Source organism: Priestia sp. VA7 (assembly GCF_055710015.1).
On sequence record NZ_JBVQPN010000003.1, the window covers coordinates 251,112 to 263,415 of the forward strand.

Genomic DNA, 12,304 nt, shown 5'->3' on the forward strand with positions numbered 1-12,304 from the left:
ATGAGTGAAACAAACGAAACAGGTATTTATATTTTTAGCGCCATTCAAACGGATAAAGACGAAGAATTTGGATCGGTAGAAGTAGAAGGAACAAAAGCTGAAACATTTTTGATTCGCTACAAAGACGCAGCTATGGTAGCAGCTGAAGTACCGATGAAAATTTATCATCCCAATCGCCAAAATTTATTAATGCATCAAAACGCAGTAGCAGCGATTATGGACAAGAACGATACGGTTATTCCAATCAGCTTTGGGAATGTATTCAAATCAAAAGAAGACGTAAAAGTTCTTTTGGAAAACCTTTATCCGCAGTTTGAAAAGCTGTTTCCAGCGATCAAAGGAAAAATTGAAGTCGGTTTAAAAGTAATTGGGAAAAAAGAATGGCTTGAGAAAAAAGTAAACGAAAATCCTGAACTTGAAAAAGTATCAGCATCCGTAAAAGGAAAATCAGAAGCAGCCGGTTATTATGAGCGTATTCAGCTTGGAGGAATGGCTCAAAAGATGTTTACTTCCCTGCAAAAAGAAGTCAAAACAGATGTGTTTTCACCGCTTGAAGAAGCAGCGGAAGCAGCAAAAGCAAATGAGCCAACGGGCGAAACGATGCTTTTGAACGCGTCTTTCTTAATTAACCGAGAAGATGAAGCGAAGTTTGATGAAAAAGTGAATGAAGCGCATGAAAACTGGAAAGACAAAGCCGATTTTCATTACAGCGGTCCTTGGCCTGCTTATAATTTTGTGAACATTCGCCTAAAAGTAGAAGAGAAATAACGTGCTTCACAAATTAGTAACCGCACCTATTAACCTTGTAGTGAAAATCGGCGAGAAAGTACAGGAAGAAGCTGATAAACAGTTATATGACCTTCCGACGATTCAGCAAAAACTCATTCAGCTTCAAATGATGTTTGAGCTTGGTGAAATTCCGGAAGAAGCGTTTCAAGAAAAAGAAGATGAACTGTTAATGAGGTACGAAATTGCGAAGCGCAGAGAAATTGAACAATGGGAAGAGCTAACAAAAAAAAGAAATGAGGAATCCTAGATGGGAGAATTACTGTATTTATACGGTTTAATTCCAACAAAAGAAGCAGCAGCCATAGAGCCGTTTCCATCTTATAAAGGGTTTGACGGAGAACATTCACTGTACCCAATTGCATTTGATCAGGTGACGGCTGTCGTTTCTAAACTGGATGCTGACACCTATTCAGAAAAAGTGATTCAAGAAAAAATGGAGCAGGATATGAGCTGGCTGCAGGAAAAAGCATTTCATCATCACGAGACGGTAGCCGCTTTGTACGAAGAATTTACGATCATTCCATTAAAATTTTGTACCATTTATAAAGGTGAAGAAAGTCTGCAGGCAGCTATTGAGATTAACAAAGAAAAGATAGAGAATTCACTGACGCTGCTTCAAGGAAATGAAGAGTGGAACGTGAAGATTTACTGTGATGATACGGAGCTTAAAAAAGGAATCAGCGAAACGAATGAAAGCGTGAAAGCGAAAAAAGAAGAAATTAGTCACTTATCACCAGGAAGACAGTTTTTTGAAAAGAAAAAAATAGATCAGCTGATTGAAAGAGAATTAGAACTTCACAAAAATAAAGTGTGTGAAGAGATACATGACAAGCTTAAAGAATTATCGCTTTATGACTCTGTTAAAAAGAATTGGAGCAAGGACGTAACGGGCGCAGCTGGACAGATGGCGTGGAACAGCGTGTTTCTTCTCCCGTCTTTGCAGATCACTAAGTTTGTAACCGAAATAGAAGAGCTTCAGCAAAAGCTTGAAAATAAAGGCTGGAAATTTGAAGTGACGGGACCATGGCCGCCCTATCATTTCTCGAGCTTTGCGTAAAGTGAGGAATTAACATTATGTCTCTTAAACAATCCATGGAGAATAAAGATATTGCTCTTATTGATATTTTAGATGTCATTTTAGATAAAGGAGTGGCCATTAAAGGAGACTTAATCATTTCCATAGCCGGCGTCGATTTAGTGTATTTGGATTTGCGGGTGCTTATTTCTTCGGTTGAAACGCTGGTGCAAGCAAAAGAAGGAAATCGCAAACCAATCACTTCTGAACAATTTGATAAACAAAAGGAGGAATTAATGGATGCAACCGGTCAGCCAAGCAAATGGACGAATCCACTTGGATCCTGATCAAGCTGAACAAGGCTTAGCGCAGCTTGTGATGACAGTTATTGAGCTATTGAGGCAAATCGTTGAACGTCATGCCATGAGGCGGGTGGAGGGTGGAACGTTGACGGACGAACAAATTGAAAACTTAGGAATTGCACTAATGAACTTAGAAGAAAAAATGGACGAGTTGAAAGAGGTGTTCGGTCTGGACGCAGAAGATTTAAATATTGATCTTGGACCGCTAGGCAGCCTGCTTTAAGCGGTCAGTAGGAGGAACAGTATGGCAGTCGAACATAATATGCAGTCAAGTACGATTGTAGATGTGCTCGAAAAGATTTTGGATAAAGGAGTCGTCATAGCAGGGGACATCACCGTAGGAATTGCAGATGTCGAGCTATTAACGATAAAGATCCGCTTGATTGTGGCTTCGGTTGATAAAGCAAAAGAAATCGGCATGGACTGGTGGGAAAATGATCCCTATCTCAGTTCAAAAGGAGCCAATAACAAAGCGCTCGAAGAAGAAAATAAAATGCTGCATGAGCGGTTAAAAACGCTTGAAGAAAAAATAGAAACGAAACGTTAAAAACTGTATGCTACTTAAAAAATGGAGGGATTTACAATGGCAACTGAAACAAAATTAGATAACACACAGGCAGAAAACAAGGAAAATAAAAATACGGAAAACGGTTCAAAAGAAAAGAACGGTTCAAAAGCAAGCAAAACAACAAGCAGCGGGCCAATCAAACGAGCGGTAGCAGGAGGCATCATCGGTGCAACGATTGGATATGTATCGACTCCTGAAAATCGAAAAAGTCTCCTTGACCGCATTGATACAGACGAATTAAAAAGCAAAGCATCTGATTTAGGAACAAAGGTAAAAGAAAAATCAAAAAGCAGTGTGGCCAGCCTGAAAACATCTGCGGGAAGCTTGTTTAAAAAAGATAAAGATAAAGATAAATCAAAAGATGATGAAGAAAACGTAAATTCTTCTAGTAGCGAAACAGAAGACGATAACGTTCAAGAGTACGACGAGTTAAAAGAAGAAAATCAAACTCTTCAAGATCGCTTATCACAGCTTGAAGAAAAAATGAACATGCTTGTTGAGCTTAGCCTCAATAAAAATCAAGACGAAGAAACGGAAGATACAGATTCCGACGAAGAAGAGAACGATGAAAACGAGCAGGACGATGAAAACGAAGAAGAAACATCTAAGGCTCGTAAAAAGGATAAAAAAGAAGCTGAGCAAGAAGAGGAAGAAGAAAGTGAAAGTGACGAAGACAGCGAAGAAGAAGAGGAAGATTCTCGCTCAAACAAAAAAAATAAAAAAGTAACAACAGAAGAAGACGACGAAGATGAAAACGAAGAAGAAAAAAAGGAAGCGAAGCCAAAAAAGTCAACAGCTAAAAAATCAAAAAATACAAAAGCAAAGAAAAACACGGATGATGAAGATGATGACGCAACATCTCTTTCTAGTGAAGACGACACAACAGCCTAAGGCGTAAAGGAGGAAAGAAAGACATGAGTACAGGCCCTTCTTTTTCAACTAAAGACAATACGCTTGAATACTTTGTGAAAGCTTCTAATAAACATGGCTTTTCACTTGATATTTCATTAAATGTAAACGGCGCTGTGATTTCCGGTACCATGATTTCAGCAAAAGAATACTTTGATTACTTAAGCGAAACGTTTGAAGAAGGCAGCGAAGTGGCTCAGGCGCTAAGCGAACAATTCTCTTTAGCAAGCGAAGCGAGCGAATCAAACGGAGAAGCAGAAGCCCATTTTATTCATTTGAAAAATACAAAGATTTACTGTGGAGACAGTAAATCTACTCCTTCTAAAGGAAAGATCTTTTGGAGAGGGAAAATAGCAGAAGTAGACGGGTTTTTCTTAGGAAAGATTTCTGATGCAAAATCAACGAGTAAAAAGAGTTCATAAAAAACGGCGGGGTGATTGCTCCGCCGTTTTTTAGTGATGTGATGAAATGTGCAGCTTCTTTTTTCGATACATGAGCGGAGTCATCTTCATTTCTTTTCGAAACTGATTAATAAAATAGCTTGTACTATTAAACCCTACTTGATAAGCGACATCCGTCACATTTGCTTCTGCTTGCTGCAGCATAACTAGGCTTTGCTGAATTCGATAGTTTAATACATAGGTCAAAGGCGATTTTTTTAACATTTTCTTAAAATATCGACAGCATTCAGAACGGCTCAATTGTCCGGCTTTGGCAATATCATCAAGCGTAATCTTTTCAGCAAAGTGCAAATGAATCCAATTGAGCATTTGCTTCATCCGCTGATTTTTGATCATTTCTTTTTCATTGTATTTCAGCTGCAACCCGTTAAGAATTAAATTTTTCCACAATATGTTGAGTTCAGAGGCAATCTCTATTTCATAGTGGTGCGGCTGCTTATGAATCCATGTGTGTATCTTATGTATAGACTCTAACACGTTATTTCCCCAGGATTGCTTTGGACTGATGAATAAATGTGATAGATTCGTTGCATGAATGTAGGGATAAACGTAATTTGTAAAAAGCTCTTGCGGCACAAGAAAATGAGGAGAAACATTTAAACAAATGTACACGCAGCCGGATTTGTTTATATCTTCAGTCATATGAAGACATCCGCTGTTAATAAACAGTCCGTAGCCTTGTTTTACAGTCACTGTTTTTTCATTTATTTGAAAAGACGCATCTCCTTTTATAACTAATACAAATTGAAGCTCATCATGCCAGTGAAGAGGGATGTAGCCGTTTATATGATCGCCGATCGTCGTTTGATAACATGCTACTGGCAGCTCAACGGTGCGATGGGTCGTTAGCTCTTTTAAGTTTTCATCAATTTTGAAATGGGCTGCTGGCATACATAGTCACCTCAATATATTTATATTTTTTAATGTAATATGCGTATTTTCTGCCCCGTTTTTCACTTATTATAACACTATTCTTATAATAAAAGTGAGGGATAAAAGATGAACAATCTCAGCCGAAAAAAAGGGTTCTTCTTTGCCACAACTGGAGCTATATGTTGGGGGATGGGAGGAACGGTTGCTCAAAAGCTTTTTCAAGAATTTGAAATCAGTGTAGACTGGCTTGTTTCAGTCCGGCTGCTCATTGCGGGTTTTTTGCTGCTAATGATTTCATGTATAAAAAGTAATCGTTCTCACGTACTTGGAGTATGGAAAAACAGAAAATCAGCTTTTCAGCTCGTCGTTTTTTCCATAGTTGGTATGCTCGCCGTTCAGTATACGTATATGGCTTCTATTAAGCATGGAAATGCAGCAGTAGCTACGCTGCTGCAGTATTTATCACCGGTGATGATTATCATTTATTTGCTTTTGCGCAAGCAGTCTATATTTACGCGACAAGACGTCATCACTGTTTTGCTGGCACTGGGGGGCTGCTTTTTTTTTATTAACAAACGGCTCTATTTCTCAGCTGTCTGTTCCTGTATCTGCCGTTGTTTGGGGAGTGCTGTCAGGTGTAGCAGCAGCATTTTATACGCTGTATGCCGTGCCGCTGATCAAAAAGTACAGTTCGCTTGTCATCGTTGGCTGGTCAATGGTAATTGGGGGAAGCGTAATGAGCTTTATTCATCCTCCTTGGGAAGCGTCAAGCTTATCACCAATAACCTGCGGATATATTTTATTTGTCATTATTTTTGGCACGATGCTTGCTTTTTGGTTTTATGTAGAAAGCCTGCAAAGTCTTTTACCTAAAGAAACGAGTTTGCTTGGAAGTTTAGAGCCTTTAGCCGCGGTTATTACAACCGTTGTTTGGCTGAAAGAACCTTTTGGTTTTTATCAATGGATAGGCACAGCTTGTATTATTGGATTAGTTCTATTACTCACACGAACGAAACAAGCATCATCTAAGACGACACTTTCAGCATAAATAGGGGCTTGCTAAAAGAAGAAGCAAACCAATGTCACTTTGCCGCCGAATCTGTAGAAACTCGTTTGACTTTTAAAATCTTTACATATTGAATAAACACTCTTTCTTTTGTAGAAACATTTAATTTAGCAAGTCTTGATGCGTCATCTCGGTTTTTAGCAGATTCTATCACAAAAGTTCCTTTGATTTTGGCTTCATCTTTTAGAACTGAATACTGTATTTCAAATCGTTTTGCTTTCGTTTTCTGCATAGTAATTGATAAGCTCCTTTGCCTGATAGATTAATGTATTGCTATGAAATAAGCTTCGATAAAAAGGAAGAAAAGAACGTAACATATACTACTAAATGAAATGCAAAGCGGCAGTGACTTTTATCACACCACAACCTAGTATTTCATCTTTTTACCAAAAAAGATAGGGTGTTTTACCGTCGCTGCTTATAAAATCTTTTATTCTTTCTGCTTGACCTAGAGTTAACTCTATGGTTTATCTTGTAGTAGTATCATTTCAAGGAGGGGCTTTATATGAAGTATCATACAATTGCTAATACTGACTTACACGTATCAAATTTGATTATGGGAAATATGCGTTTAACAGAGCTTTCTTTACAAGAAGCAGAGAAGCTAATCCGCACAGCGATGGAAGAAGAAATTAACTTTTTTGACCATGCTGATATTTACGGTCCTGATTATGTGGGACAATGCGAAGAGTATTTTGCAAACGCTATACAAATGAATTCAAGTCTTCGTGAGAAAATGGTGATTCAAAGTAAATGCGGCATTAACGCAGCGAAAAATTACTATGACTTTTCAAAGAAGCATATCATAGACTCTGTTAACGGCAGCTTAGAGCGTTTAAAAACAGATTACTTAGATCTTTTATTACTTCATCGCCCAGATCCGCTAATGGATCCTGAAGAAGTAGCAGAAGCGTTTAATGAACTTCAAAGCAGCGGAAAGGTACGTCACTTCGGTGTGTCGAACCACAACCCAGCGCAAATTCAGCTGCTTGAAAAATATATCAACCAAAAGCTTGTCGTAAACCAAGTGCAGTTCAGCATTGCACATACGCCAATTATAGACTCTGGTATTTCTTTAAATATGGGCATCGACCAAGCTGTGAACCGCGACAGCAGCGTGCTTGAATATTGCCGCTTAAATGATATAACGCTTCAAGCGTGGTCGCCATTCCAAAACGGATTTTTCGAAGGACCTTTCCTAGGCGACAAAGAGAAATTTGGAAAGCTAAACGAAGTGATTGATCGCATCGCAAGTAAGTATAGTGTGACGAATACAGCGATTGCCGTTGCGTGGATCACAACTCATCCTGCAAATATTCAAGTGGTGCTTGGTACTACAAATATTCAGCGTATGAATGATGCAAGTAAAGGTTCAGAAATCAAGTTAACGCGCGAAGAGTGGTACGATATTTATAAAGCCGCTGGCAACATGGTGCCTTAAGAGCTGCAGTTCTTAAAATAAAGCAGGTAACTCCGTTCGGATATGGAACGGAGTTACCTGCGTTTTACGATAAGTAACTACTGGTTAAGCTAGAAAATAATTTAGCAGCAGCTCAATTATTTTTGTAACGCCAAGACCTAACAAAAAGGCAATAAAACCGCCAATTACAATGGTAAGCATCATGTGAGCAGTATTCATCGTATTCATCCTTTCGGGTTTAAATATATGTTGCTGCTTGTACAAAAAAACTGCAGCATAAAGAGCGTAATGAAGAAGACTATAAAAGAATAAATCCTCGAGATAACTAGAGGTCAAGACAAACTCATCATGTTTTTTTGAAAAGTTTAAGGTGTAGGAGGAAGCAGTATGACGTATACCATTTCACAAATGGCAAAAAAATTGAACGTGACAATTTATACCATTCGCTATTATGATAAAGAAGGGCTTTTTCCATTTTTAGATCGTACAGCGTCAGGGAATCGTATTTTTAAAGAACAAGATATTGAATGGATTGATTTAATCTGCTGTTTAAAAAGCACAGGTATGCAAATCAAGGACATTCGGACGCTTATTGAAAACTGTACGCTTGAAAATGCCGTGCTTGATAAAAGTCTGCAAATGCTGATGGATCATAAAAAAGCGGTACAAAAAGAAATCGAAGAAATCCATCATAAGCTTGAGACGATTGATTATAAAATTAAGCACCTGCCGGAAATGTACGAGCGAATTGTTAACAAGCCTTCAAACTAAACAAAAAAGGAAGCGTAAAAATGATCAAAAAAGTAGTGCCTCTCACTGCAGAGAATATACAGCAGTGCATTAATTTGTATATGAATGTATTTACAAAAACACCTTGGAATGAGCCGTGGACAGAGAAATCAGCTAGAGAAAGGCTGACTGATTTACTGAACACACCTAAATTTATGGGCTATTTATTTTATGACCAAGGAGAGTTGATTGGAATGATTGCAGGTCACGCAAAAAAATCATACAGCGGTATGACCTTTTACGTGGCCGAGCTTTGCGTCAGCGCAAGCGCGCAGGGAAAAGGGTACGGTTCAGCTATCTTAAGCCGGTTTGAGAACGAACTTCAAAGACACAATATCAACAGTTTGTATCTCTTGACGGCGACTGGAGGAGCTGCACAGGCTTTTTATGAAAGAAACGGCTATACTGTCAATGATCAGCGCGTTGTCTTGAAAAAAACGTTTGTTTAATGTTTAGCATCTACATAGAGCAGGAAGAGAGTTGCAGAGTGACTCTCTTTTTAATTAATCTTTTTATCTATTAATATGTAGAAGAAAAGGAAGTATGAACAAGAAAAATAAGGCGATGGGAAGAAATAGACAAGAAACGGCAGATTAAAAAAGTCTATTTTTTTATAATGGCTAGTCTTATTATTACCTGGTTCATAAGCACATTTGAAAACAGTGCCCATTATGTGGACACTGCTTTTTCATAATAAAGTGGAAAGCTAGCTTTTGGTAAAAAAATTAGCGGAAATGAAGCTGTTCATCACTATTTCTAATGATTAGCAACCGCCAAATCCTCCCCAGCAAGCACAGCCGATGATGATTAATAAAATGAATAATACGATGATTAAAGCAAAGCCACTGCCAAACCCGCAGCCGCCGCCGTAACCGTAACCGCCATAACCACAGCCACCATAGAAGCCCATATATTTCACCTCCAAGTTCTGAGTACATTTTTAACATATGCCTGAAATGCAAAAGTGCTCCAAAAATATCCAATGATTTCAATGAAAATAAAAAAAGATAAGAAAATAAGATGGACACGGTACTTTTTTTTACTTTCTACATAGGATGAATCATCCCAAGATCTCATATATGAGCCCCCATGTTATAACGAAGCAGGCTAACACCACTTCCTCCTTAGCCTGCGTACATAATGAAGGAGAAGCCGAAGAATTTTTTCTTCGGCTTCTTATTTTTTACTATGAAATAAACACGTTAGTACTTTCCCTATACCATTCTAAGTCAGGATCCGCTTCTTTTTGTATGTATTAGGTACTAAAGAGAAATCAAGCTCATTTTCATATAAACCTAGTAATTTTCTTTTTTTCGTAATTCTTTTCCCTTATTTTCAGCATAACCAAGATATTTGCCCAAGACAGCGAATAGGTAAATGCATATTCATGGGTGAAAGCAAAAACAAAAAAACGGAGGTTTCTCTTATGAATTCAGAAATGCATTTTTTACCTACTATATATTCTCAAGATCATCATCAACTTCAACAAGCAGATGAAAGGTTTATTGGCAGACCGTTTGGCTTTGGCAGACCATTTGGTTTCGGACGCCCGTTTGGCTTTGGCTTTGGAGGTCCATTTTTAGGAGGATTAGCAGGGGGGCTAGTAGCAGGCTCACTGTTATCACCATATGGCTATGGCGGCTACGGTTACGGTTACGGTGGTTACCCGTATGGAGGCTACGGCGGATACGGCGGCTATGGCTTTGGCTGCGGCTGTTAAACGCAAGTAAAAGGAAAATCTCAGAAGAAATATTTTTCACATCATTCTTTTCTATAAAGAAGTCTGTTTTGGAACGTAAGGCTTTATATCCATCCACAGTTAATCAGAGCGTGCACCCCACTTAATATAAAAAACCATCTGGTGAGTTTCCAGGTGGTTTTTGCGTGGAATTTTTTATGTAGTGAAGAAGTTATATATTTACGCACTTACTGGGGTTCTGTGTCTAAAGCAGAAGATCACGACATGATGTTTATCAATACTTTAGTCATGGACTTTATATGCTCATGGTATTAAGAGTCATGATTACTTCTATTGTATAGAAGATTAGTTTTAATGGATGGCTTCTTTAATCACCTGCTTACTATCCTCAAAAAGCTTAACCCACATACTTTCACACTGCTGCATGCAAAAATTAGTTTATATTGGGCATAATACAGAGAAGAAAGGAGGCGTTTGCATGGATTTGTTATCTGGAAACCCTTATTGGCAAACAACTGTAGCGAAGCCGCCTGTATACCCATCTCTAGAGGAAGATATTGAGTGTGATGTTCTTATTATTGGAGGAGGAAGTTCAGGGGCACAATGTGCCTACTATTTATGCGAACAGGGACTTGATGTTGTTGTGGTTGATAAGCGCAAAGCAGGGCATGGAAGTACAATTGTAAATACCTCTCTTATTCAATATTTGGGAGATAAATTGTTTTACGAATTAGTCAACACGTTTGGAGAAGAAAAAACAGTCCGTCATTATAAGCTGTGTGAACAGGCTATTACAGATATTGAGGAAGCAGCTAAAAAACTTCCGATTAATGCAGAATTTATAAGAAGAGACAGCTTGTATTATGCAAGTTATGAAGAAGATATCACGAAGATAAATAAAGACTACTTTTATATGCAAAAGCATGGATTTGAAGCTGAAATCTTATCAGAAGAACAAATTGAAAAAGACTATGGATTTAAAAAACGAATGGCAATGCTTATTAAAAATGATGCAGAGCTGAATCCTTACAGCTTCACACTCGGTCTGTTAGAGTATGGAAAACAGCATGGGGTTCGGATGTTTGAAGAAACAGAAATTGTCGGTCAAAAGTTAGAAAAAGATGAAGCTGTATTTTTTACTAAAAATAAATCACAAATCAAAGCTAAACATGTCATTATGGCAGGAGGCTATGAAAATCAAGAATTTAAGAGGGAGAAAAAAGCTGTACTCACAAGTTCCTATGCTATCGTTACGACTCCTGTAAAGGATTTTACAGGATGGAAAAATCGAAATTTAATTTGGGAAACAGCTCGACCGTATATTTACATGAGAACAACTTCCGATAATCGAGTCATTATAGGCGGTCTTGATGAAAACACGATTGTGCCGCAAGAACGTGATGCTAAACTCGTTCATAAAAGAGACAAACTTTTAAAAGAGTTCAATAAGCTTTTTCCTCATCTTCAAGTCGAAGCTGATTATTACATAAGCGCTTATTACGGAGGCACTCATGACGGCCTTCCCCTCATCGGAATATATGACGAAATGCCTAACTGTTACTTTCTAAGCGGATATGGAGATAACGGAACGGTGTATAATATGGTGCTAGCTAAAATCATAGCAGAACATATCACAACGAAGAAAAGCAGTGATTTAGAACTTTACATTCAAACAAGAAAAGTTTAATATGTGAGAAAATGGAAGGTTTTTAAAAAAGCCTTCTTTTTTTACATGCATTTCTTGAAGTAGAGGAGAGACATAGTATGATAGAGGGTCACGCTATTTATTTACGCCCGTTAACTGTCAGCGATGCGCACGACAGCCTTCAGTTGCAAAAGGACAATCGCGGCTTTTTTGAACAGTTTTCTATGGTTCGAGAGGACTCTTTTTATACGTTAGAGAGCCAAGTAGAAAAAATTCAGCGTCACGAAGAGAAGAGGAAAAACGATGAAGAATACTATTTTGGTCTTTTTCAAAAAGAGAATAATAAGTTAATTGGCACCATTAGTCTTTTTCAAGTGATGCGCGAATCTTTACAAAGCGCGTTTATCGGCTATTTTCTAGATCAGCATCATAATGGAAAAGGGTACGCAACAGAAGCCGTAAAAGCACTTGTTGGCTATGCGTTCGAAGAGCTGAATCTTCACCGCATTGAAGCCGGTGTCATGCCTCGTAATATGCCTTCTCAGCGAGTACTTGAAAAAGCAGGGTTTCATAGGGAAGGAATAGCTAGAAAAAATGTAAATATTAACGGCATATGGGAGGACCATCAAGTCTTGGCTACCCTTAACCCTAACGATGAAATAGAAGAAATAAACGAGTTCTTAAAATTTTGATATACGTTTTCGGATT

At 38.2% G+C, this 12,304-nt stretch carries 17 protein-coding genes and 1 pseudogene; 15 read left to right on the top strand and 3 right to left on the bottom strand.

Annotation, left to right across the window (positions count from 1 at the left end; genetic code table 11):
• Genes AC0C45_RS13845 through gvpU form a run of 8 tightly spaced genes read left to right on the top strand, consistent with a single transcriptional unit; the run spans window position 1 to window position 4,065 of the window.
• Entirely contained in the window at window positions 1-768 is a 768-nt protein-coding gene (locus AC0C45_RS13845) for a GvpL/GvpF family gas vesicle protein (protein WP_016764909.1), read from the top strand.
• 1 nt (window position 769) lies between these two features.
• Complete coding sequence (locus AC0C45_RS13850) at window positions 770-1,036, top strand: gas vesicle protein GvpG (protein ID WP_013084016.1); 267 nt, start codon at window positions 770-772, stop codon at window positions 1,034-1,036.
• On the top strand, window positions 1,037-1,846 hold the full coding sequence (locus AC0C45_RS13855; RefSeq protein WP_016764908.1) for a GvpL/GvpF family gas vesicle protein: 810 nt from the start codon (window positions 1,037-1,039) through the stop codon (window positions 1,844-1,846). It begins immediately after the preceding gene.
• 17 nt (window positions 1,847-1,863) lie between these two features.
• Window positions 1,864-2,151, top strand: coding sequence for a gas vesicle protein (locus AC0C45_RS13860; RefSeq protein ID WP_013057991.1), 288 nt, complete (start codon window positions 1,864-1,866; stop codon window positions 2,149-2,151).
• Window positions 2,105-2,389 (top strand): gas vesicle protein K, encoded by a 285-nt coding sequence (locus AC0C45_RS13865; protein WP_013057990.1) that lies wholly within the window; start codon window positions 2,105-2,107, stop codon window positions 2,387-2,389. The genes AC0C45_RS13860 and AC0C45_RS13865 overlap by 47 nt, the downstream gene beginning before the upstream one ends.
• A 21-nt stretch (window positions 2,390-2,410) precedes the next feature.
• The gene (locus AC0C45_RS13870; protein ID WP_013057989.1) at window positions 2,411-2,713 is read left to right on the top strand and encodes a gas vesicle protein; all 303 of its coding nucleotides are present in this window, start codon (window positions 2,411-2,413) and stop codon (window positions 2,711-2,713) included.
• A gap of 36 nt (window positions 2,714-2,749) precedes the next feature.
• Window positions 2,750-3,625, top strand: a complete 876-nt coding sequence (locus tag AC0C45_RS13875) for a YtxH domain-containing protein (protein ID WP_257061928.1) — start codon at window positions 2,750-2,752, stop codon at window positions 3,623-3,625.
• Between the two features lie 23 nt (window positions 3,626-3,648).
• Complete coding sequence (gene gvpU, locus AC0C45_RS13880; RefSeq protein ID WP_013057987.1) at window positions 3,649-4,065, top strand: gas vesicle accessory protein GvpU; 417 nt, start codon at window positions 3,649-3,651, stop codon at window positions 4,063-4,065.
• Window positions 4,066-4,095: 30 nt separating this feature from the next.
• Here gvpU and AC0C45_RS13885 read toward each other — a convergent pair whose 3' ends face one another.
• Window positions 4,096-4,995 carry an AraC family transcriptional regulator gene (locus tag AC0C45_RS13885; RefSeq protein ID WP_237892584.1) on the bottom strand — a complete coding sequence of 300 codons (900 nt, stop codon included), beginning with the start codon at window positions 4,993-4,995 and terminating at the stop codon, window positions 4,096-4,098.
• A 108-nt stretch (window positions 4,996-5,103) separates the two neighbouring features.
• Between AC0C45_RS13885 and AC0C45_RS13890 the strand changes: the two are divergent.
• A pseudogene (locus AC0C45_RS13890) lies at window positions 5,104-6,025 on the top strand (DMT family transporter).
• Between the two features lie 34 nt (window positions 6,026-6,059).
• Here AC0C45_RS13890 and AC0C45_RS13895 read toward each other — a convergent pair.
• A complete protein-coding gene (locus AC0C45_RS13895; RefSeq protein ID WP_013057984.1) occupies window positions 6,060-6,275 on the bottom strand; it encodes a hypothetical protein in 216 nt (71 codons plus the stop codon).
• Window positions 6,276-6,548: 273 nt separating this feature from the next.
• Here AC0C45_RS13895 and AC0C45_RS13900 point away from each other — a divergent pair, with 273 nt between their 5' ends.
• From AC0C45_RS13900 to AC0C45_RS13910, 3 genes are all read left to right on the top strand, one after another.
• Entirely contained in the window at window positions 6,549-7,484 is a 936-nt protein-coding gene (locus tag AC0C45_RS13900; protein ID WP_472797048.1) for an aldo/keto reductase, read from the top strand.
• Window positions 7,485-7,850: 366 nt separating this feature from the next.
• Window positions 7,851-8,234: a MerR family transcriptional regulator gene (locus AC0C45_RS13905; protein WP_472928210.1), complete on the top strand. Its 384-nt coding sequence runs from the start codon at window positions 7,851-7,853 to the stop codon at window positions 8,232-8,234.
• Between the two features lie 20 nt (window positions 8,235-8,254).
• Window positions 8,255-8,701: a GNAT family N-acetyltransferase gene (locus AC0C45_RS13910; protein ID WP_472928211.1), complete on the top strand. Its 447-nt coding sequence runs from the start codon at window positions 8,255-8,257 to the stop codon at window positions 8,699-8,701.
• A gap of 314 nt (window positions 8,702-9,015) precedes the next feature.
• Here AC0C45_RS13910 and AC0C45_RS13915 read toward each other — a convergent pair whose 3' ends face one another.
• Window positions 9,016-9,162, bottom strand: a complete 147-nt coding sequence (locus AC0C45_RS13915) for a YjcZ family sporulation protein (RefSeq protein WP_013057978.1) — start codon at window positions 9,160-9,162, stop codon at window positions 9,016-9,018.
• Between the two features lie 516 nt (window positions 9,163-9,678).
• Between AC0C45_RS13915 and AC0C45_RS13920 the strand changes: the two genes are divergently transcribed.
• The 3 genes from AC0C45_RS13920 (at window position 9,679) to AC0C45_RS13930 (ending at window position 12,288) form a co-directional block, all read left to right on the top strand.
• Window positions 9,679-9,972, top strand: a complete 294-nt coding sequence (locus AC0C45_RS13920; RefSeq protein ID WP_257061931.1) for a hypothetical protein — start codon at window positions 9,679-9,681, stop codon at window positions 9,970-9,972.
• A gap of 457 nt (window positions 9,973-10,429) precedes the next feature.
• Window positions 10,430-11,638, top strand: a complete 1,209-nt coding sequence (locus AC0C45_RS13925) for an NAD(P)/FAD-dependent oxidoreductase (protein ID WP_034650446.1) — start codon at window positions 10,430-10,432, stop codon at window positions 11,636-11,638.
• A 77-nt stretch (window positions 11,639-11,715) separates the two neighbouring features.
• Window positions 11,716-12,288, top strand: a complete 573-nt coding sequence (locus AC0C45_RS13930) for a GNAT family N-acetyltransferase (RefSeq protein WP_034650450.1) — start codon at window positions 11,716-11,718, stop codon at window positions 12,286-12,288.
• The last annotated feature ends 16 nt before the right edge of the window (window positions 12,289-12,304 follow it).

Bases quoted from the DNA above. Each gene is read 5' to 3' on its own strand.
- AC0C45_RS13845 (WP_016764909.1), top strand. From the start codon at position 1: ATGAGTGAAACAAACGAAACAGGTATTTATATTTTTAGCGCCATTCAA.
- AC0C45_RS13855 (WP_016764908.1), top strand. From the start codon at position 1,037: ATGGGAGAATTACTGTATTTATACGGTTTAATTCCAACAAAAGAAGCA.
- AC0C45_RS13860 (WP_013057991.1), top strand. From the start codon at position 1,864: ATGTCTCTTAAACAATCCATGGAGAATAAAGATATTGCTCTTATTGAT.
- AC0C45_RS13865 (WP_013057990.1), top strand. From the start codon at position 2,105: ATGCAACCGGTCAGCCAAGCAAATGGACGAATCCACTTGGATCCTGAT.
- AC0C45_RS13870 (WP_013057989.1), top strand. From the start codon at position 2,411: ATGGCAGTCGAACATAATATGCAGTCAAGTACGATTGTAGATGTGCTC.
- AC0C45_RS13875 (WP_257061928.1), top strand. From the start codon at position 2,750: ATGGCAACTGAAACAAAATTAGATAACACACAGGCAGAAAACAAGGAA.
- gvpU (WP_013057987.1), top strand. From the start codon at position 3,649: ATGAGTACAGGCCCTTCTTTTTCAACTAAAGACAATACGCTTGAATAC.
- AC0C45_RS13885 (WP_237892584.1), bottom strand. From the start codon at position 4,995: ATGCCAGCAGCCCATTTCAAAATTGATGAAAACTTAAAAGAGCTAACG.
- AC0C45_RS13895 (WP_013057984.1), bottom strand. From the start codon at position 6,275: ATGCAGAAAACGAAAGCAAAACGATTTGAAATACAGTATTCAGTTCTA.
- AC0C45_RS13900 (WP_472797048.1), top strand. From the start codon at position 6,549: ATGAAGTATCATACAATTGCTAATACTGACTTACACGTATCAAATTTG.
- AC0C45_RS13905 (WP_472928210.1), top strand. From the start codon at position 7,851: ATGACGTATACCATTTCACAAATGGCAAAAAAATTGAACGTGACAATT.
- AC0C45_RS13910 (WP_472928211.1), top strand. From the start codon at position 8,255: ATGATCAAAAAAGTAGTGCCTCTCACTGCAGAGAATATACAGCAGTGC.
- AC0C45_RS13915 (WP_013057978.1), bottom strand. From the start codon at position 9,162: ATGGGCTTCTATGGTGGCTGTGGTTATGGCGGTTACGGTTACGGCGGC.
- AC0C45_RS13920 (WP_257061931.1), top strand. From the start codon at position 9,679: ATGAATTCAGAAATGCATTTTTTACCTACTATATATTCTCAAGATCAT.
- AC0C45_RS13925 (WP_034650446.1), top strand. From the start codon at position 10,430: ATGGATTTGTTATCTGGAAACCCTTATTGGCAAACAACTGTAGCGAAG.
- AC0C45_RS13930 (WP_034650450.1), top strand. From the start codon at position 11,716: ATGATAGAGGGTCACGCTATTTATTTACGCCCGTTAACTGTCAGCGAT.